We start from the raw sequence: 17,646 nt of genomic DNA on the forward strand, positions 1-17,646 counted from the left end.
CACAGGGCGCCTGCGCATCGGCTTGCGCGGGTGGGATGCCCTTGGCCTGCGGCCCCTCCGTGCTCGCCCGGCGCGTACGGTCTCGTCGGAGTCGCCGAGCCGCTGCCCCTCCCGGCGAACGGATTCAGCTCCGCGTCGGCCGAATCCACAGCCACTGGTGGACCGTTGAGCATGATGCGCTGTGTTCGGAGCGGGCACCCTGACGTGGATCCCGGTAGCGGGGAGGGCGCCCGGGTGGGAGGCGAGTCTCCGTATCCGGAGGAGTTCAGGAAGGATGCGGCCGCGTGGCTGGTGCTGAAAAGGTCCGAACGGGACACCCGTGAAGCCGAGGCGGACGGCAGGCAGCGGCGCGCACGGCATGAGGCGCCGCGTGGTGTGAGGGGCGAGGTGGGCGATGCGTGCACTGACCGTGCGGCCCGGCGAGAAGGATTCCCTGGAGGTGCGGGAGGTGCCCGACCCCGCCCCGGCTGCCGGCGAGCTGCTGGTGCGGGGCCTGGCGGTGGGGGTGTGCGGAACGGACAGGGAGATCGCCCGGGGCGAGTACGGCTGGGCCCCGCCGGGCCGTGAGCGGCTGGTGCTGGGGCATGAGTCCCTCGGGCGGGTGCGGCAGGCGCCGCCCGGCAGCGGGTTCTCGGCCGGTGACCTCGTCGCCGGGGTGGTACGCCGGCCGGACCCCGAGCCGTGCGGGGCCTGCGCCCGTGGGGAGTTCGACATGTGCCGCAACGGGCGCTACACCGAACGCGGTATCAAGGAGATCGACGGTTACGGCGCACAGGCGTGGTGCGTGGAAGCCGACTACGCGGTAAGGCTGGAGCCGTGTCTGGAGCGTGTCGGTGTGCTCATGGAACCGACCACCGTGGTGGCGAAGGCGTGGGAGCAGGTCGAGCGCGTCGGTGGCCGTTCGTGGTTCGAGCCGCGTCGCGTCCTGGTGACGGGAGCGGGGCCCATCGGACTGCTCGCCGCCCTGCTGGGGGCACAGCGCGGGCTGGAGGTGCATGTCCTCGACCGGGTGACCGAAGGACTCAAACCTGCCCTGGTACGGGAATTGGGCGCCACCTACCACGCGGAGGACGCCGAGCGGGTCGTCTCCGCCGTGCGCCCGGACGTCGTCATCGAAGCCACGGGCGCGAACGAGCCCGTCCTCGCCTCGCTGACGGGCACCGCACACTACGGAGTGGTGTGCCTGACCGGTGTGTCACCCGCCGGCCGCAGGATGACCGTGGACGCGGGCGCCGTCAACCGGGAGATCGTGCTGCAGAACGACGCGGTGGTGGGCTCGGTCAACGCCAACCTGCGTCACTACCGCCAGGCCGCTGATGCCCTGGCCAAGGCCGATCCGCCATGGCTCGAGCGCCTGATCACCCGGCGGGTGCCGCTGGAGCGCGCGAAGGAGGCGTTCGCACCGCGACCCGACGACGTCAAGGTGGTCATCGAGCTGTAGGCGGCACGGTACGAAGGAAGGTCCTGGATGTCTCATCACACTGTTCCCCTGGTCGTCGTCATGGGCGTGTCGGGTTCGGGGAAGACCACGGTGGGCCGGCTGCTGGCACGGCACCTCGATGTCCCTTACGCCGAGGGGGACGATTTCCACCCCGCGGCCAACGTGGCGAAGATGCGAGCGGGCCACCCGCTCGACGACGAGGACCGCCGTCCCTGGCTGGACGAGATCGCACGGTGGCTGGCCGGTCATGCGGACAGCGGAGGAGTGGTGACATGCTCGGCGCTCAAGCGCCACTACCGTGACCGGCTGGCCTCCGCCGCACCGCGCGTCTTCTTCCTCCACCTCGACGGCTCGCCCGAGCTGATCGCCGCACGGATCACCGCGCGACAGGGCCATTTCATGCCGCCCGAGCTGCTCCGTACGCAGTTCGCCGACTTCGAACCACTGGGCGACGACGAAGCGGGCTCGGCCGTCCCGATCGACGGTACGCCGCAGGAGACGGCGGCTCTCGCTCGTGCCGCCGTCACCTCGACCTGACGCTCATGCCGCAGCCCGTCGGCGGTTCCGCCGTCAGGCACGACGACCTCTGGGCTCCAGCGGGGGACTGCTCCACCGCTACCTCCCCAGCAGTCACCGGACGGTCCGGAGCAGCCCGAGGGCGCTTTCGTCCCGTGCGGCTTCCGGCGCATGGACCATCCGACAGGGCAGGGTCGCATCGGCGCAGCCGCGAACTCTTCGCACACCACTGCCCATGACTGGCCCTCCCGTCTGCTCCCGAGCGGAACGCCCTCGGCACAGAAGCATTCCCAGATGGCTTCCCCAAGCTCCCCACCACATCGCGGGCGCACAGCCGGCGCCGTCGTACTCGGTCGGGTCCGACGCGGCATCCGGCCCGAACCGCCCGCCCATGCATGGCTCCCCTGGCGTGCCGGGCGAGCCACCCGTCGGCATCGACATCTCTGCGGTCACCCGACAGCCTGGCCGCCCGCCACCCGACTGGCCCAGGCGAGCGCGACTGTTCTCTGCCGATCCAGGGGCGGGGAGCGATGGCGGCAGGCGCTTCTCCGCTGCCGGAAGCTCGGCTTCCCTGCTCCGGGAGACAGGTGTGGCGCGGGAAGCCGAGAAGCAACGGCGCGCTGAAAGATGGAAGGTGGGGTAAACGGGCGGCAAAGAGGCAACCAGTGATCACGCTGCGCGGCTCCGGCCGTCCGCACCGTCGGAAGGAGCATCACCATCATGTCCACCCACCACACCACCCCCGCGGCCGGCCGGACCAGGGTCCAGCAGGCCGCGCTCGCCGTCGGAGCGGTATTCCTCCTGGTGGGCCTTCTCGGCTTCATTCCCGGTGTAACGACCGACTACGGCACCATGGAGTTCGCCGAGCACCACTCCGAGGCCAAGCTCCTGGGACTTTTCCAGGTGTCGATCCTGCACAACATCGTCCACCTGCTGTTCGGCCTCGCCGGAATCGCCATGGCCCGCGCGGCTTCCACCGCCCGCACCTTCCTCATCGGCGGCGGTGTGATCTACCTGGTCCTGTGGATCTACGGGCTGATCATCGACCACGACAGCGCGGCGAACTTCGTGCCGGTCAACACGGCGGACAACTGGCTGCACTTCGTCCTGGGTGTCGGCATGATCGCCCTGGGCGTCCTTCTCACCCGCCGGACCGCGCCGACAGCCCGCTGAAGCACAGCGGCTCGAGCCTGACGGCGAGGGGTGTCCGCGGACGGTGGTGAAGCCGTCCCACCGCCCTTCCCGCACCGTACGGATCTCGACATACCTGCCGACCGCACCGTACGGATCTCGACGTACCTGCCGACGACTTGCTCACCATGCGATGCCGCTTGGATTCCACAGCGTCCGGTCGCCTCTGGTCGGCTTGGCCGACAGCCGGGGAAAGACAGAGCCGGCACCTCGGTCCTGTCCGCCGCCGCACTCGCCGGAACATCCGCCCTGCTCCTGGCCCGCGGGTGCCCCCGCCGCGGCCCACCGGGCCGGAGCCCCGATCAGATCGGACATGGCTCAGAACGCCGACCACGCAGGAGGTTCCGGTACAGCCGGGCGCTCTTGAAGCAGGGAAGAGGCATCGCGGCCCGCGGCCGTCGGCGTTTTCATGGGCGACCGCAAGCGAACGCCGCCGGACGACGAAGGGCCGCAGTGAGGCCGTCGCCCATACCACCGTGGGGCGCACGCGCCGAACCTCTCCGCCGGATTCCGGTCCGTCCGGCCGGTCGACGTCTCCGGCTTTGAGCGGGTGATACGCCCGTCTGCCACACCTGAAGTATTGATTTGCCGCGCCGTCGGGTGCCCACGGCCGTCGACCGGGACAGGGCTCCTGGGATCGGGCAGGACGAGCCGAGTGCGTATCGGTGGGCCGAAGCGTTCGCGGAGGAGTTGGTGCGGTGCTGTTCCTGCTGGCCGCCCACGCGGCGGTCGCGGTGGCCCTCCCGTGGTGGCGGAGCCTCGGCCGTGCGGTGTGGGCGGTGGCGGCCCTGGTGCCGCTGGCGACGGTGGTCTGGGCGGGCACGCGGGCCGCGCGCGTCCTGGACGGCGGGGAGTACCGGGAGGCCTTGGCGTGGGCTCCGTCGCTGGGACTGACGGTCGGCCTGCGGCTGGACGCGCTGTCCCTGCTGATGCTGTGGATCGTCGCAGGCGTCGGAGCCCTGGTCCTGCTGTACTGCCGGTACTACGTCGAGCAGGACGCCGCCCGTCAGGCCGCGCTGCTGCTCGCCTTCGCCGGAGCGATGACCGGCCTGGTCCTGGCCGACAACGTCTTCGTCCTGTACGTGTTCTGGGAACTGACGACGATCGCCTCCTTCCTGCTCATCGCGGGGCACGGGGAAGAGGAAGAGGAACGGCGGGCCGCCCGGCAGGCACTGCTGGTGACCGCGGCCGGTGGCCTGGTCATGCTGCTCGGTCTGGTCGTGCTCGGGCAGACGGCCGGGACGTACCGGATCTCGGCGATCCTCGCCGACCCACCGCGGGGCGGCGCGGTGTCCGCCGCCGTGGTGCTCGTCCTGACCGGGGCGTTCGCCAAGTCCGCGCAGATGCCGCTGCACGGCTGGCTGCCCGCGGCCATGGTGGCGCCCACGCCGGTGAGCGCCTATCTGCACGCGGCCGCGATGGTCAAGGCCGGGGTGTACCTGGTCGCCCGGCTGGCGCCCGCCCTGGCGGAGGTGGCCCCGTGGCGGCCGATGGTGCTCGCGGTGGGCCTGACCACGATGGTGCTGGCCGCGTGGCGCGCGTTGCGCGCGACCGACCTGAAACTGCTGCTGGCCTACGGCACCATCAGTGAACTGGGTCTGCTCGTCACCCTCTTGGGGGCCGGGACGCGGACCGCCGCTCTGGCCGGGGCGGTGATGCTGCTCGCCCACGCGGCGTTCAAGGCGGCGCTGTTCCTGTCGGTCGGGATCCTGGACCACCGGGCGGGGACACGGGACATCCGGCAACTGTCGGGCATGGGGCGCCGCATGCCCGTGTTCTTCGCGGTCACGGCGCTCGCCGCCGCGTCGATGGCCGGGATTCCGCCCCTGGTCGGGTACCTCGGCAAGGAGGCGTACTTCGAGGCGTTCCTGCACGGTACCCAGCTCGACGGGCACGGACAGCTGACGGTGGTGCTCGTGATCGGCTCCGCGCTGACCGTGGCGTACGCCGCGCGGTTCGTGCAGGGGGCCTTCGGCGGGCGCCCCGGAGAGGCAGCGCACCGGGCGGAGCGTCCGGAGCCCGGTTTCGTCGCGCCGGTGGCCGTACTGGCGGGCGCGGGCCTGGCCCTGGGCGTGGGCTGCGCGGGGACGGCGGCCCTCGCGACCGCCTACGCCGACGTCTACCCCTCGGAGCCCGACGGGCCGTACAAGCTGTCCCTGTGGCACGGCTTCACGCCCGTGCTGGGCCTGTCGGCACTCACGCTGGCGCTGGGCGGACTGGTGCACCTGGGTAGACGTTCGCTGCCTGCCCTGCCCCATCTGCCCGATGCGCAGCGCGTGTTCGACCGTACGGTTGTGGGGGTCGGCAGGCTGGCCTCGGCCGTGACCCGGCACACGCAGGTCGGGTCGTTGCCGCTCTACCTGGCGGTGCTGCTGACGACCGTGGTGGTGGTGCCCGGCGCGGCGCTGGCGACCGGGGCACCGCCGCTGGGCTCCCCACTGCCGTGGTGGTCCCCCGTGGAACCGTTCCTGGCCGTGGTGGTGCTGACGGCGGCCGCCGCGGTGGTGGGCACCCGGCACCGGCTGACCGGAATCCTGCTGGCCGGAGCCGTCGGCTATGGCGTGGCCGGGGTGTTCCTGGTGCGGGGCGCGCCGGATCTGGCGCTGACGCAGTTCCTCGTGGAGACGATGACGCTGGTCGTGGTGGTCCTGGTACTGCGCCGGATGCCGGCCCGGTTCAGCCCCGGCCGGACGAGACCCCGGGTGCGCCTGGTACGGGCCGTGGCGGCCGGTGCCGTGGGTGTCTTCGTCACCGGCTTCGCGCTGGTGGCGTCGGCCGCGCGCACGGACCCGGCGGTCTCGTCGGGATACGCGGACCGTATGGCGGAGGCGGGCGCCAAGAACATCGTCAACGCGATCCTGGTCGACTTCCGCGCGCTCGACACGCTGGGGGAGATCTCGGTGCTGCTGGTGGCCGCGGTCGGTGTCGTCAGCCTGGTCCGGGTGGACGGTCGCCGCCGGGCGAGCACGTCCGACGGAGGACAGGGCGGCCTGTTCCCGACGGCGCACTGGGACGAGCCGGTGCGGACCTGGCTGCCCGGTGCGCACGAGCGGCCGGGCGGCGAGCGGTCGGTCCTGCTGGAGGTGGCCACCCGGCTGTTGTTCCCCTCCATCCTGGTGTTCTCGCTGTTCCTGCTGTTCTCAGGTCACTACCGTCCCGGCGGCGGGTTCGCCGGCGGCCTGGTGGCGGGCCAGGCGTTCGTACTGCGGTACCTGGTGGGCGGACGCGCCGATCTCGGAGCCGCCGTACGGGTGCCCGCAGGCGTGGTCGCGGGCACGGGGCTGCTGCTCGCCGCCGTCGTGGGACTGTTCCCGCTCCTCCTCGGCGGTACGCCCCTGGAAAGCGCGGTGGTGACGCTTCATCCGCCGGTGGTGGGCACGGTGAAGTTCACGACCAGTCTGTTCTTCGACGTCGGCGTCTACCTGCTCGTCGTCGGCGTCGTCCTCGAGCTGTTGTCGGCGGTGGGCGTCTCACTCGGTCAGGACAGGGCCGCGGCCGACGGGGCCGAGGCCACGGCCGACGACGAGAAGCAAGGAGGTCCGAGGTGAACACGATCGACGTGACCATGGCCCTCGTGGTCGGCGGGCTGTTCGCCATCGGCTTCTACCTCATGCTGCAGCGCTCCTTGATGCGGATCGTCCTCGGCTTCATCCTCCTGGGCCACGGCACCAACCTGCTGCTCCTGGTCGCCGGGGGCACACCCGGCCGGCCTCCCGTGCCGGACGGGACGACCGACGCCTCCGCGCGGGTCGCCGATCCGCTGCCCCAGGCCATGGCGCTGACGGCCATCGTGATCACCTTCGGCCTCACGGCCTTCCTGATGGCTCTGGCCTACCGGTCCTGGCGCCTGTCCGGCCACGACGAGGTGCACGACGACGTGGAGGACCGGCTCATCGGCACCGTCCGCGAACGCGCCGAGGCCGGACCCGTCCCGGGCCGAGAAGAGGGCGGAACCGCGCCGGGAGAAGGCCGATGACGGCGGCCCTGCCGGCCCTGCCCGTCCTGCTGCCGGCCTTCGGCGCCGGTATGTCCCTGCTCCGGCTGCCCCGCCCGGTGATGCGCGGACTCAGCATCGCTGTGCTCACGGCAGTCGTCGCCTGCGGCGCGGCACTCCTGGTCCTCGCCGACCGGCACGGACCGCAGGCCCTGCACGTCGGCGGCTGGCCCGCTCCCCTGGGGATCACCCTCGTGGCCGACCGGCTGTCGTCCCTGCTGCTGACCGTGTCGGCGCTGGTGGCCCTGGCCGTACTGCTCTTCGCCATCGGCCAGGGCACGGCGGAGGAGCGCCGCAGCTCGGCCGTGGTCTTCCACCCCGCCTACCTGGTACTCGTCACCGGCGTGAGCCTGGCGTACCTCACCGGTGACCTGTTCAACCTCTTCGTCGCCTTCGAGGTGATGCTCGCCGCCTCCTACGTCCTGATCACCCTGGACGCGGACGAGAACCGCACCCGCGCGGGCATGACGTACACGATCGTCAGCCTGACGTCGTCACTGCTGTTCCTCTCCCTGGTCGCCCTGGTGTACGCGGCGACCGGCACCGTCACCCTGGCGCAGCTCGGACCGCGGCTCGCGGAACTGCCGGACGGCCTGCGCTCCGCGCTCGCCCTGCTGCTCCTGTCCGTCCTCGGCATCAAGGCGGCGATCGTCCCCCTCCACTTCTGGCTGCCGGACAGCTACCCCACCGCCCCCGCGCCGATCACCGCCGTCTTCGCCGCCCTGCTGACCAAGGTCGGCGTGTACGCCCTGCTCCGCACCCAGACGCTGCTCTTCCCCCGCACGGGTGTGTGGATCCTGCTGGCCTGCGCGGCGGTCATCACCATGATCGTGGGAATCCTCGGTGCCCTCGCCCAGGACGACCTCAACCGGCTCCTGTCCTTCACCCTCGTCAGCCACATCGGTTTCATGCTGTTCGGGATCGCGCTGTTCGACGTACAGGGCCTGACCGGCACCATCCTCTACGTCGTCCACCACATCGTCGTCCAGGCGGCCCTGTTCCTCGTCGCCGGTCTGGCCGTGCGCCGCACGGGGACCGCCGCGCTGCACCGCATGGCGACGCGGCCGAAGCCCGGCCCGCTGGTCGTCACGCTGTTCGTCGTCCCGGCCCTGAGCCTGTCCGGCATCCCGCCGCTCTCCGGCTTCGTGGCCAAGCTGGCCCTGCTGCGGGCCGGCATCGCACAGGGCACACCGGCCGCCTACGCACTCGCCGGAACCGCCCTGCTCACCAGCCTGCTGACCCTCTCCACCATGACCCGTGTCTGGATGGCGGCGTTCATGGGACGGCCACCGGGCCGCCCGGAGGAGCGTCCGGCGAAGCCCCCGGGCACCGGGCGCGACCGTCCGAGCGGAACGCGGCTCATGCTCGCCGCCGCGGCCGGCATGACGACGACCGGAGTGGCGGTCGCCGTGTGCGCGGGCCCGCTCGCCGGCCTCGGCGAGCGGGCCGCCGAGGATCTGCTGCACCCGCGCGAGTACCGCTCCGCCGTACTGGAGGGGAGCCGGCGGTGAACCGTCGCCCGAGCCGCCGCCAGGGCCGGTTCCGTCGAGGACTGCGCCACGTGCCGATGATCGTCTGGTTGTGGCTGCTGTGGATCCTGCTGTGGGGATCCACCAGCGCGGTGGTCCTCATCGGCGGCCTGCTCGTCGCCGTCGGTGTGGTCCTGCTCTTCCCGCTGCCCGCGGTGCTGCCGGGCACCGTACCCAGACCGCTGCAGACCGGGCGACTGCTGGTCCACCTGCTCACGGACCTGGTCAAGTCGGGATCCACCGTCGCCTGGCAGGTCGTCCGCCACGGCAGGAGGACCTCCTCCGCGATCGTCGAAGTCCCCCTGGGCGTCGACAGCGACCTGCTGATCGCAGCCGTGGCCCGGCTCACCACCATGACTCCCGGCACCGTCGTGATCGAGATCGACCGGCGCCGCAAGCGCCTGTACGTGCACGCGCTGCCGGTGCGTGACCAGCGCGACATCGCACGTCGCCGGAACGACGTACAGGCCGTGGAGCGCCGGGTCGCGCGAGTGGCCGGCCACCGCCGCGGCGCCGAGAAACCGGGGCCGGCCCCCGGCCGGCCGGACGACACCCGACATCACTCCCGAGGAAGGGAACCATGACCATCCTGTACGGCGCCACGCTGGCCGTGATCGCGGCGGCGGGCCTGCTCACACTGCTGCGCCTCGTGCGCGGTCCCCTCGCCCTCGACCGCATCATGGCACTCGACGTCCTCGTGACCATGACCATCGCCGCGACCGCGGTGGGCGCCGTGGCACGCGACGACACCACCGCCGTCCCCGTGCTCGTCGTCCTCGCCCTGCTGGCCTTCATCGGATCGGTGACGGCGGCCCACCTGGTCGAGAAACGGGAGGGCATGCGATGACCACCGCGCTGAACACGGTCACCGCCGTCCTGCTCCCCGCGGGTGCGGCCTTCTGCCTGCTCGGTGCCCTGGGCCTGCTTCGCTTCCCCGACACCACCAGTCGTCTCCACGCGGCCGCCAAGGCGCAGACCCTCGGCCTGCTGCTCGTCCTCGTCGGAGCGGCCGCACAGATGCCCGGGCGCCACGCCCCGGTCCTGCTGCTCGTGGCCCTGTTCCAACTGTTCACCGCCCCGATCAGCAGCCAGATCATCGGCCGCACCGCCTACCGCACCCACGGCCTCGACCGCGACCTGCTCCTCCGCGACGAACTCGCGGACCGCCTCGCACGCGACGGCATCTCCCTCCACGGACACGACCGGCCCCAGCGGGACGACGACGCGGAACGTTGATCCCACGGCGACGCCACGGGCGTCGAACGGGTCACGGGCGTGGACCGCCACGGCACGCTGTCCGATGTCTTCGGGCACCCGGTGGCCGACGGCCGCGGCTCTTCGTCTCGCCCGTTCGACCGGCTTCCAGTCGGCCTTCCGCCAACGGACCGTGTGACCGCGGACCGGTCTGCCGGGTGGAGCACCGCACCACCTGTGCCCAAGCTGCTCGCCGCCCCTCGCCCGTCGGCCGGCGCCACCACGCGCATCGTCAGTCCCGGCATCCTCACCTCGGCCTCGGAGCCGCTGGCCACGGCCCTCGCCGCTCTCCTCGTCACCACCCTCGGCCCTGCTCCCGACCGCCTGCTCGGCGTCCGCCGGCCGGTGTGGGAGTAGTGAGCCCGCCGCCGAACCGTCCGCGTCGTCGTACCCGTCCTCGCGGCTCGTTCTCAGGTGCCGCGAACGCGGTACCTGACCGGCCCAGCGCAACGAGGAGAGCTCATGCAGCAGAAGCCGGAGACGGTCGTGGTGACGGGGGCCAGCGCCGGCATAGGCCGTGCGGCGGCCAGGATGTTCGCCGCACGCGGTGCCCGGGTGGTGCTGCTCGCCCCGGGCCGGGCGGGACTGGAAGCCGCGGCGGCCGAGGTCCGACGGGCAGGTGGGCAGGCGCTGCCCGTCGTCACCGACATGTCCGACCCCGACCAGGTGGAAGCGGCGGCCCGCCGCGCGGAGGAGGAGTCGGGCCCCATCGATGTCTGGGTGAACAACGCCTTCACCTCCGCGTTCGGTAGCTTCATGGACCTGGCACCGGAGGAGTTCCTCCAGACGACCCGATCGACGTACCTGGGCTATGTGCACGGCACCCGGGCAGCCCTGGCCCGCATGCTGCCCCGCGACCGCGGCACCATCGTGCAGGTCGGTTCCGCGCTCGCCTACCGCGGCATCCCGTTGCAGAGCGCCTACTGCGGTGCCAAGCACGCCATCCAGGGCTTCACCGAGTCGGTGCGCTGCGAACTGCTGCACGACCGGTCCCGCGTGCGGATCACGATGGTGCAGATGCCCGCGGTCAACACTCCCCAGTTCACCTGGCTGCGCACGCACCTGTCCCGGCACGCGCGGCTGGTCCCCCCGATCTACCAGCCGGAGGTCGCCGCCCGCGCCGTACTGCGCGCCGCCGACCGTCCCCGGCGGCGCGAGTACTGGGTCGGCGCCTCCACGGTGGCGACGCTGCTGGCCAACGCCGTGGTCCCCGGGCTGCTGGACCGCTATCTGGCCCGGACCGCCTTCGACTCGCAGCAGACGGACGCCCAGCCGTCGCCCGAGGGACCCGGCAACCTCTTCGCGCCGGCCGACGACACGGAGGACTACGGCGCGCACGGAGTCTTCGACGACCAGGCGCACGCTCGCAGCCCGCAGTCGTGGGCGAGCCGCCACCGCATCGGACGCGCCGCGACCGCGGCCGGCCTCGCCGGGACGGGGTACGCGCTGTTTCGTCGCGTCAGGTCCTGAACCGCACGCATCGCCGGTGCTCTACCCCGGGGCATGGGTGCCGGCCAACCGCAAGACCGCCGGCCCAGGGAGATGATCAGAGCGTTGGCGCCTGTTCGCAGCGTCGGCACGCCTCCGGTTCCGGGACGCGACGTGAAGGGGGTCGATCGCCGCGAACCTTCGGCGCATCGTCTCCACGGCCTCCTCGCCGCCGCCCAACCCTGCCCCCTCATCTGCGGCCGCCGCCGTTGCCTCCGTTCGCGCCAGGTTCAACGCACCGCGACCGCGATCAGGACCGAGCGGTACTGACGGAGCACTCGGCGGTTTGCGGCGTCCGGCGTGGTGTTACCCCTACGTGGACGGCATCAGCCGTCGCTGGACACCACTGGAGGGTTCTTTTATGGCTACTGCAGTCAAGGACATGCTCGGTACCTACCCTGCCGATCTGGGCGGAGTGGACCGGGAGAAGCTCGCCCGGTGCATCGAGGAGTGCATCGCCTGTGCACAGGCGTGCACCGCGTGCGCGGACGCGTGCCTGTCGGAGGAGATGGTCAGTGAACTGACCAAGTGCATCCGCACGAACGCCGACTGTGCCGACATCTGCAACGCCACCGCCGCGGTGCTGTCCCGCCACACCGGCTACGACGCCAACATCACCCGCGTGATCCTCCAGGCATGCGCCACCGTCTGCAAAGCCTGTGCCGACGAGTGCGGGCGCCACGCCGACCAGCACGACCACTGCCGCGTGTGCGCCGAAGCCTGCCGCCGCTGCGAACAGGCGTGCAACGACCTGATCGCTTCCCTGGGCTGACATACTCCCCGCCCACTCCGCCGCTGCACCGGGCGGACGGGGGCCGACTTCGGAGGGCGGCAGGGCTGCGGGTCCCCAGTTCCGCCCGGTCGCATCCGCGCGGACCGCACGCGAGCCGGTCGTAAGTGGCCGGATGATCTTGAAGGAATGCTCGGTACAACCCCGGGGCACGCAGCGGGCCGGCTATGCCGCGAGGAGGCATTGCATGTCCGTGCGCGAGAGGACGTCGGCGCACGCGGTGATCTCAGCCAGGGGTCGGCGCGGCGGGGTGCACCTGTGTTCGAGGATGCCCTGGCGCTTTTCCGCACCGGAGCGTTCGGGTCGGGTCGGACGCTGTCCGACATCACCGCAGACATTTTGGCCGGCAGGGCAGGGGCACGTCGGATCCGCAATCCGTGCCCGTGTCCAGTCTGCGGGGTCGGGTGGGCAAGACCACTCCGATCTTCGGCGTCAGCCGCAGGGGCAGGGGTACGACGAATACGGCGTCAGGAAGAGGCAGCCCGCTAGCCAGGCATGCATCCGAGGAGTCCGTGTTGCTGTTTCCGTGCCACCGCCTCACCGAAGACCAGATCGTGATCGAGATCGACGACGCCATCGATTTCAACACGGAGGACGTCGCCCACGGGCACCTCTGTGGGGAGATCTCGCGGTCGGCCGCCCGCACCGTGATCATCGATGTGCAAACGCCCTTGGTCACCGCCACGGCTGTCAGTGTCCTGCTGCGTACCCGGCGATTCGCCCATAGCCGTGGAGCCGTGCTGTGTGTGGTGGCGCGTCGATCGCTGGCCCGCAGGGTCTTCCGCGCAACCGGTGTCTGCCGATACCTGCGCGTGGCAGCCACACTGCCCGGCGCCGTGAGACTCACCCGCGGATGCCGGCCCCTCCCGGAACCGCCGACCCGGCAGGGTGGCGGTGCCCTGGCATGAGATCCGCGCCGTGCGCGCCGACTTGCGGACCGGCGAGGGACGGTTTCGGCTGCTGGACGCGCTCGACGGTCTGACGGTCGACGCGGCGGCCCTCAACGCGGGTGTGGGCCAGGGTGGAGCCTTGGTGGACACCGACCTGGCCGATGACCGGTAGGTCGTCGATCTCGACGTCACCGCGACCGTGCGGCCGGCCAAGCTGCTGCTGCGGGCCATGGTGACGCGCGGGGCGGGCCGGCTCGCGTTCGCCTCGTCGGTCGCCTCGACGATGCCCGGCTCGTTCCAGCCCTTCTGCAACGCCTCTAAAGCATTCGTGCAGTCCTTCGCCCAAGCGCTGGCGGAAGAGGTGAAGGACACTGGGGTGACGGGTCACCTCCTTCATGCCGGGCCCGACGGACACGGACTTCTTCGAGTGGACGGACATGGCGGACGGCACCCGGATCGGGACCGCGGTGAAGGGCGATCCCGCGCAGGTGGCCGAGCAGGCGTTCGAAGCGATCGTGAACGGCGAGAGGAAGGCCGTGACCGGATCGTGGAAGGCCAAGGCGCAGGGCTTGGCCGGGAAAGTCCTGCCCGACGGGGTCAAGGCGGCGGCCCACCGGCGGATGGCGGAACCGGGCACCGGTGACGAACCGGGTTCCGCGCGACGGGAGTGACGCGGGGACGGCCTTCCGGTGGCCGAACCGCGCCGGTATCGCGCGGGCCGTCATGAGCACTCCAGTGGACATGAGTGCTCATCGACTGGTTCCCGAGTCCCTGGCTCTGCTGACCGAGGGCTACGCCTGGCTGCCCGATCTGATGCGCGCCGAGAACGACACGGCGCTGACCCTGCGCGTCCTCGGCAAGCCGGCCCTGGCCGTGCGGGGGCCCGACGCGGTCTGCTTCTTCTACGACGAGGAACACGTCCGGCGCCACGGCGCGCTCCCCGGCCCGGTCCTGAGCACTCTCTTCGGTCACGGCGCGGTCCACACCCTCGACGGCGACGCGCACCGGCAGCGGAAGTCCTTTTTCCTGCCCCTGCTGGAGACCGACGCGGTGACAGGTTCGGCCGGGCACATCGCCGATGCCTGGGACGAGGCCGTACCGCGCTGGCGGGAGCGGCCGGAGGTGGTGCTCTTCGACGCCGTCAGCCGGGTGATCACGCGCGGTGTCTGCCGCTGGGCGGGCGTGCCCCTTACCGAGGACGAGGAGGAACCGCTCGCGCGGGACCTGCTGGCCATGGTCGACGGTTTCGCAACGGTGGGCCCACGCCACTGGCGGGCCAGGCGGGCCCGTACCCGTCGGGAACAGCGATTCGCGGACCTGGTGGCCCGGGTCAGGTCCGGGGCGGTCGACGCCCCGACCGGTTCCGTACTGGACCGCGTCTGCGGCCACCGAGACGCTTCCGGCGCCGAGCTGTCCCCCCGGATCGCGGCGGTGGAACTCCTCAACGTCATCCGGCCCACCACCGCGCTGAGCTGGTTCGTGGCCTTCGCCGCGCACGCCCTGCACTGTTGGCCGGAGCATTCGGAGCGGCTGCGATCGGGCGAGGCGGCGTTCGCCACGGCGTTCGCCCATGAGGTCCGCCGGTTCTATCCCTTCGCCCCGTTCCTGGGCGGGCAGGCCGTCACCGACCTGACCTGGCACGGCCGCCGCGTCCCGGCCGGCGGGCTGGTTCTGCTGGACGTCTACGGGCAGAACCACGACGAGCGGTTGTTCAAGGATCCGTACGCCTTCCGTCCGGAGCGCTTCCTCGACCACCCGCCCGGCCGGGACGACCTGATCCCTCAGGGCGGCGCGGATCCCCGCGCCGGACACCGCTGCCCCGGCGAGGCCATGGCAGTGGGTGTCCTCGAGACGCTCGCCCAGCGCTTGGCCCAGCTGAGCTACGAGGTTCCGCCGCAGGACCCGACCGTCCCCTTGAACCGCATCCCCACCCGCCCCCGCAGCGGAATGATCATCAAGGTGCTCGCGTAGGCACTGGGCGGCTGCCATACCCTGAGGCCGGCCACGTGCCAGTTTCTCGGACCGCGGGCGGCACCCGAACTCCGGGCGAGCGGCACGAACTGATCACCGATCTCACCGGTCATCCCCCACTACTGCCGAACTGCGCCGCCGCCCCTCATGGGCGCGCGGCCAGCCGTCACGTCGGTGGGGCCTGCCAAGCACCGGAGATCTCGCTGCTCACGTGGTGTGCGCCGTCCTCGTTGCGGATGACTACCACGCCTGCCACTCGGTTGTAGGCAAGAACGGTTCTCATTCCTGTGGGCCGAGGAGGGCGGCGACCGGCCGCACGAGACGGCGTGCCGACCACCTCCCATGGGCGTAGCGTCCTCGTAGGGCCCGCATGCTGGAGGTGTTTCCGTGACCAGCGCAGGTGATCCAGTCGCCGACAACGGTGAGCTGGACGCCGTGTTCGCGGACACGGCACGCCGGACCGGCGCGTCGATCGGTGCCCTGTATCTGCTCACGCCTGATGAGCAGTCCTTGCGGCTGGACGTGCTGTGCGGGGCCCCGGCCGAGTTCGCCGCACCCTGGTCGAAAGTTGCGGTGGCCGCTCCCGCACCGGTGGCCGTCGCGTTCCGCGAGGAACACCTGGTGTGGGTGGGCAGTCAGGAGGAGATGGCCCGCACCTATCCACGCACGTCGGTCGTGCTTCCCTACCCGTTGGTCCTGGCCGCCGCGCCGGTCACCGGCACCCGCAGGTGGGGCGCGTTGCTGCTGATGTGGCCGGCCACCCGTCCGCCGTACATGACCGGACGGGAGCGTGGTCACATCACGGCCAGTTGCCGACGTCTGGCCCGGTTGCTGGAGGAAGCCGCCGAGCGCGGCAGGCCCCCGTCCGGCGACGAGCGGACCCGCGTCGTCCCTCTCGCCCCGGAGGACCGGTCCGACAGCCCGGCGATGGCCGCCGCCGACTTCGCGGAGCGCCTGCCCGGCGGGAGCTGCGCGCTGAACCTCGAGGGCCAGGTCACCTACGTCAGCTCCGGCGCCTGTGACCTGCTGGACTGCGAAGCCGGCCGACTGCTGGGCACGGTGCCGTGGCAGTCCCTGCGCTGGCTCGACGATCCCACCTACGAGGACCGCTACCGTGCCGCGGTGCTCAGCCGCGAGCCCGTCTCCTTCACCGCCTGTCGTCCACCGGATCACTGGCTGGAGTTCCACCTCTACCCGGACGCCAGCGGGATCAGCATCCGTATCGTCCCCAGCGGTGCGCAGCCCCCGCCCGCACCGGCGTCGAGCCACTCCGCGCGCCCGGCCACTCCGGCCCGCGCGGGCAGGCTCTACCAGCTCACCCACCTGGCCGCCGGACTGACCGAGGTCGTCGGAGTCCAGGATGTCGTCGCCCTGGTCGCCGAGCAGGTCATGCCCGCCTTCGGTGCGCGGGGCCTGGTCCTGTCCACAGCGGAGGCCGGCCGGCTGCGGATCACCGGATACCGCGGCTACGACCCCCACATCATCGAGCGCCTCGACGGTCTGTCCGTCGACACCGACTTCACCCCGGCCGGGCGCGCCCTCAGCAGCGGTGTCCCCGCTTTCTTCTCCGATCCGGAGGAGATGCGCCGGCTGTACCCCGAGGCCCCTCAGGTCAGCGGAAAACAGGCATGGGCCTTCCTTCCGCTGATCATCTCCGGCCGGCCCGTCGGCTGCTGCATCCTGTCCTACGACCACCCCCGCGCGTTCCCGGCCGAGGAACGCGCCGTCATGACCTCGCTCGCCGGCCTCATCGCCCAGGCGCTCGACCGCGCCCGCCTCTACGACACCAAGCACGAACTTGCGCACGGCCTCCAGCAGGCGGTGCTGCCACGCGCCCTTCCCGAGATCGCCGGTCTGCGCGTCGCCGCCCGCTACCTCCCCGCGACCCGGGGCATGGCCATCGGCGGTGACTTCTACGACCTGATCCGGCTCGGCGACACCGCCGCCGCGGCCGTCATCGGCGACGTCCAAGGGCACAACGTCGCCGCCGCCGCCGTGATGGGCCAGGTCCGCACCGGTATCTACGCCCACGCGACCGTCGGCACGTCCCCCGACCAGATCCTCGCCAGAACCAACCGGCTCCTCGCCGACCTCGCCCCCGACCTCTTCACCAGCTGCCTCTACGCCCGCCTCGACTTCGCCTGCCGACGCGTGACGCTGGCCAGCGCCGGCCACCCGCCACCCCTACTGCGCCTGGCCGACGGCGACACCCGGCCCGCCGACGTCTCGCCCGGCCCCCTCCTGGGAATCGACCCCGAGGCCGTCTTCCCCCTGACCGAGATCCCCCTCACCCCGGACTCGACGCTCGCCTTCTACACCGACGGCCTCATCGAGGAACCGGGGACCGACCTCGACGACGCCATCGCCGGCCTCGCGCACCATCTCGCCCATGCCGACGAACGGGACCTCGACCTGCTCATCGACCACCTGCTCAGCAAAGCCGGCACGGACGGGCAGCGTGCCGACGACATCGCTCTCCTGGTCCTTCACCACGACGCGGTGCACCACGACGCGGGCTGACCGCACGACGGCTGCATGCTTCGGGTGATCCCTCAGGGGAACCCGTCGTCCCGAACAACCTC

Annotated in this window: 15 protein-coding genes and 2 pseudogenes; 16 read left to right on the forward strand and 1 reads right to left on the reverse strand. The window is 71.6% G+C overall.

What is annotated here, in order from left to right; genetic code table 11:
- The first annotated feature begins 394 nt into the window (after window positions 1-394).
- The 15 genes and pseudogenes from AMK33_RS24750 to AMK33_RS24820 all read left to right on the forward strand — a co-directional run bounded on the left by AMK33_RS24750 (window position 395) and on the right by AMK33_RS24820 (window position 15,064).
- Window positions 395-1,441 (forward strand): glucose 1-dehydrogenase, encoded by a 1,047-nt coding sequence (locus AMK33_RS24750; RefSeq protein ID WP_073935151.1) that lies wholly within the window; start codon window positions 395-397, stop codon window positions 1,439-1,441.
- Window positions 1,442-1,468: 27 nt separating this feature from the next.
- The gene (locus AMK33_RS24755; RefSeq protein WP_073935152.1) at window positions 1,469-1,978 is read left to right on the forward strand and encodes a gluconokinase; all 510 of its coding nucleotides are present in this window, start codon (window positions 1,469-1,471) and stop codon (window positions 1,976-1,978) included.
- A gap of 699 nt (window positions 1,979-2,677) precedes the next feature.
- Entirely contained in the window at window positions 2,678-3,130 is a 453-nt protein-coding gene (locus tag AMK33_RS24760; protein WP_073935153.1) for a DUF4383 domain-containing protein, read from the forward strand.
- A gap of 716 nt (window positions 3,131-3,846) precedes the next feature.
- Window positions 3,847-6,696, forward strand: coding sequence for a Na+/H+ antiporter subunit A (locus tag AMK33_RS24765; RefSeq protein WP_073935154.1), 2,850 nt, complete (start codon window positions 3,847-3,849; stop codon window positions 6,694-6,696).
- Window positions 6,693-7,124 (forward strand): Na(+)/H(+) antiporter subunit C, encoded by a 432-nt coding sequence (locus tag AMK33_RS24770; protein ID WP_235618188.1) that lies wholly within the window; start codon window positions 6,693-6,695, stop codon window positions 7,122-7,124. The genes AMK33_RS24765 and AMK33_RS24770 overlap by 4 nt, the downstream gene beginning before the upstream one ends.
- Window positions 7,121-8,653, forward strand: coding sequence for a Na+/H+ antiporter subunit D (locus AMK33_RS24775; protein WP_073935155.1), 1,533 nt, complete (start codon window positions 7,121-7,123; stop codon window positions 8,651-8,653). The genes AMK33_RS24770 and AMK33_RS24775 overlap by 4 nt, the downstream gene beginning before the upstream one ends.
- The gene (locus tag AMK33_RS24780; protein ID WP_235618189.1) at window positions 8,650-9,255 is read left to right on the forward strand and encodes a Na+/H+ antiporter subunit E; all 606 of its coding nucleotides are present in this window, start codon (window positions 8,650-8,652) and stop codon (window positions 9,253-9,255) included. Before AMK33_RS24775 ends, AMK33_RS24780 begins: the two co-directional genes overlap by 4 nt.
- Complete coding sequence (locus AMK33_RS24785) at window positions 9,252-9,518, forward strand: monovalent cation/H+ antiporter complex subunit F (RefSeq protein ID WP_073935156.1); 267 nt, start codon at window positions 9,252-9,254, stop codon at window positions 9,516-9,518. Before AMK33_RS24780 ends, AMK33_RS24785 begins: the two co-directional genes overlap by 4 nt.
- Window positions 9,515-9,907 (forward strand): monovalent cation/H(+) antiporter subunit G, encoded by a 393-nt coding sequence (gene mnhG, locus AMK33_RS24790; protein WP_073935157.1) that lies wholly within the window; start codon window positions 9,515-9,517, stop codon window positions 9,905-9,907. The genes AMK33_RS24785 and mnhG overlap by 4 nt, the downstream gene beginning before the upstream one ends.
- Before the next feature lie 195 nt (window positions 9,908-10,102).
- Entirely contained in the window at window positions 10,103-10,282 is a 180-nt protein-coding gene (locus AMK33_RS24795) for a hypothetical protein (protein ID WP_073935158.1), read from the forward strand.
- 105 nt (window positions 10,283-10,387) lie between these two features.
- Window positions 10,388-11,395: an SDR family oxidoreductase gene (locus AMK33_RS24800; RefSeq protein WP_073935159.1), complete on the forward strand. Its 1,008-nt coding sequence runs from the start codon at window positions 10,388-10,390 to the stop codon at window positions 11,393-11,395.
- Between the two features lie 379 nt (window positions 11,396-11,774).
- Complete coding sequence (locus AMK33_RS24805; RefSeq protein WP_073935160.1) at window positions 11,775-12,185, forward strand: four-helix bundle copper-binding protein; 411 nt, start codon at window positions 11,775-11,777, stop codon at window positions 12,183-12,185.
- Between the two features lie 572 nt (window positions 12,186-12,757).
- Window positions 12,758-13,111: an STAS domain-containing protein gene (locus AMK33_RS24810; protein ID WP_327379778.1), complete on the forward strand. Its 354-nt coding sequence runs from the start codon at window positions 12,758-12,760 to the stop codon at window positions 13,109-13,111.
- Window positions 13,110-13,764, forward strand: a pseudogene (locus AMK33_RS24815) (SDR family NAD(P)-dependent oxidoreductase); the annotation flags it as partial. The gene AMK33_RS24810 and the pseudogene AMK33_RS24815, both read left to right, overlap by 2 nt.
- 70 nt (window positions 13,765-13,834) lie before the next feature.
- A complete protein-coding gene (locus AMK33_RS24820; RefSeq protein WP_073935359.1) occupies window positions 13,835-15,064 on the forward strand; it encodes a cytochrome P450 in 1,230 nt (409 codons plus the stop codon).
- A gap of 187 nt (window positions 15,065-15,251) precedes the next feature.
- Here AMK33_RS24820 and AMK33_RS43980 read toward each other — a convergent pair.
- Window positions 15,252-15,335, reverse strand: a pseudogene (locus AMK33_RS43980) (flavodoxin family protein); the annotation flags it as partial.
- A 116-nt stretch (window positions 15,336-15,451) separates the two neighbouring features.
- Here AMK33_RS43980 and AMK33_RS24825 point away from each other — a divergent pair.
- The gene (locus AMK33_RS24825; RefSeq protein ID WP_073935162.1) at window positions 15,452-17,584 is read left to right on the forward strand and encodes a SpoIIE family protein phosphatase; all 2,133 of its coding nucleotides are present in this window, start codon (window positions 15,452-15,454) and stop codon (window positions 17,582-17,584) included.
- Window positions 17,585-17,646: the final 62 nt, after the last annotated feature.

Origin of the sequence: Streptomyces sp. CB02400 (assembly GCF_001905725.1) — a bacterium.
Classification (GTDB): domain Bacteria; phylum Actinomycetota; class Actinomycetes; order Streptomycetales; family Streptomycetaceae; genus Streptomyces; species Streptomyces atrovirens.

Bases quoted from the DNA above. Each gene is read 5' to 3' on its own strand.
- AMK33_RS24750 (WP_073935151.1), top strand. From the start codon at position 395: ATGCGTGCACTGACCGTGCGGCCCGGCGAGAAGGATTCCCTGGAGGTG.
- AMK33_RS24755 (WP_073935152.1), top strand. From the start codon at position 1,469: ATGTCTCATCACACTGTTCCCCTGGTCGTCGTCATGGGCGTGTCGGGT.
- AMK33_RS24760 (WP_073935153.1), top strand. From the start codon at position 2,678: ATGTCCACCCACCACACCACCCCCGCGGCCGGCCGGACCAGGGTCCAG.
- AMK33_RS24775 (WP_073935155.1), top strand. From the start codon at position 7,121: ATGACGGCGGCCCTGCCGGCCCTGCCCGTCCTGCTGCCGGCCTTCGGC.
- AMK33_RS24785 (WP_073935156.1), top strand. From the start codon at position 9,252: ATGACCATCCTGTACGGCGCCACGCTGGCCGTGATCGCGGCGGCGGGC.
- mnhG (WP_073935157.1), top strand. From the start codon at position 9,515: ATGACCACCGCGCTGAACACGGTCACCGCCGTCCTGCTCCCCGCGGGT.
- AMK33_RS24800 (WP_073935159.1), top strand. From the start codon at position 10,388: ATGCAGCAGAAGCCGGAGACGGTCGTGGTGACGGGGGCCAGCGCCGGC.
- AMK33_RS24805 (WP_073935160.1), top strand. From the start codon at position 11,775: ATGGCTACTGCAGTCAAGGACATGCTCGGTACCTACCCTGCCGATCTG.
- AMK33_RS24820 (WP_073935359.1), top strand. From the start codon at position 13,835: ATGAGTGCTCATCGACTGGTTCCCGAGTCCCTGGCTCTGCTGACCGAG.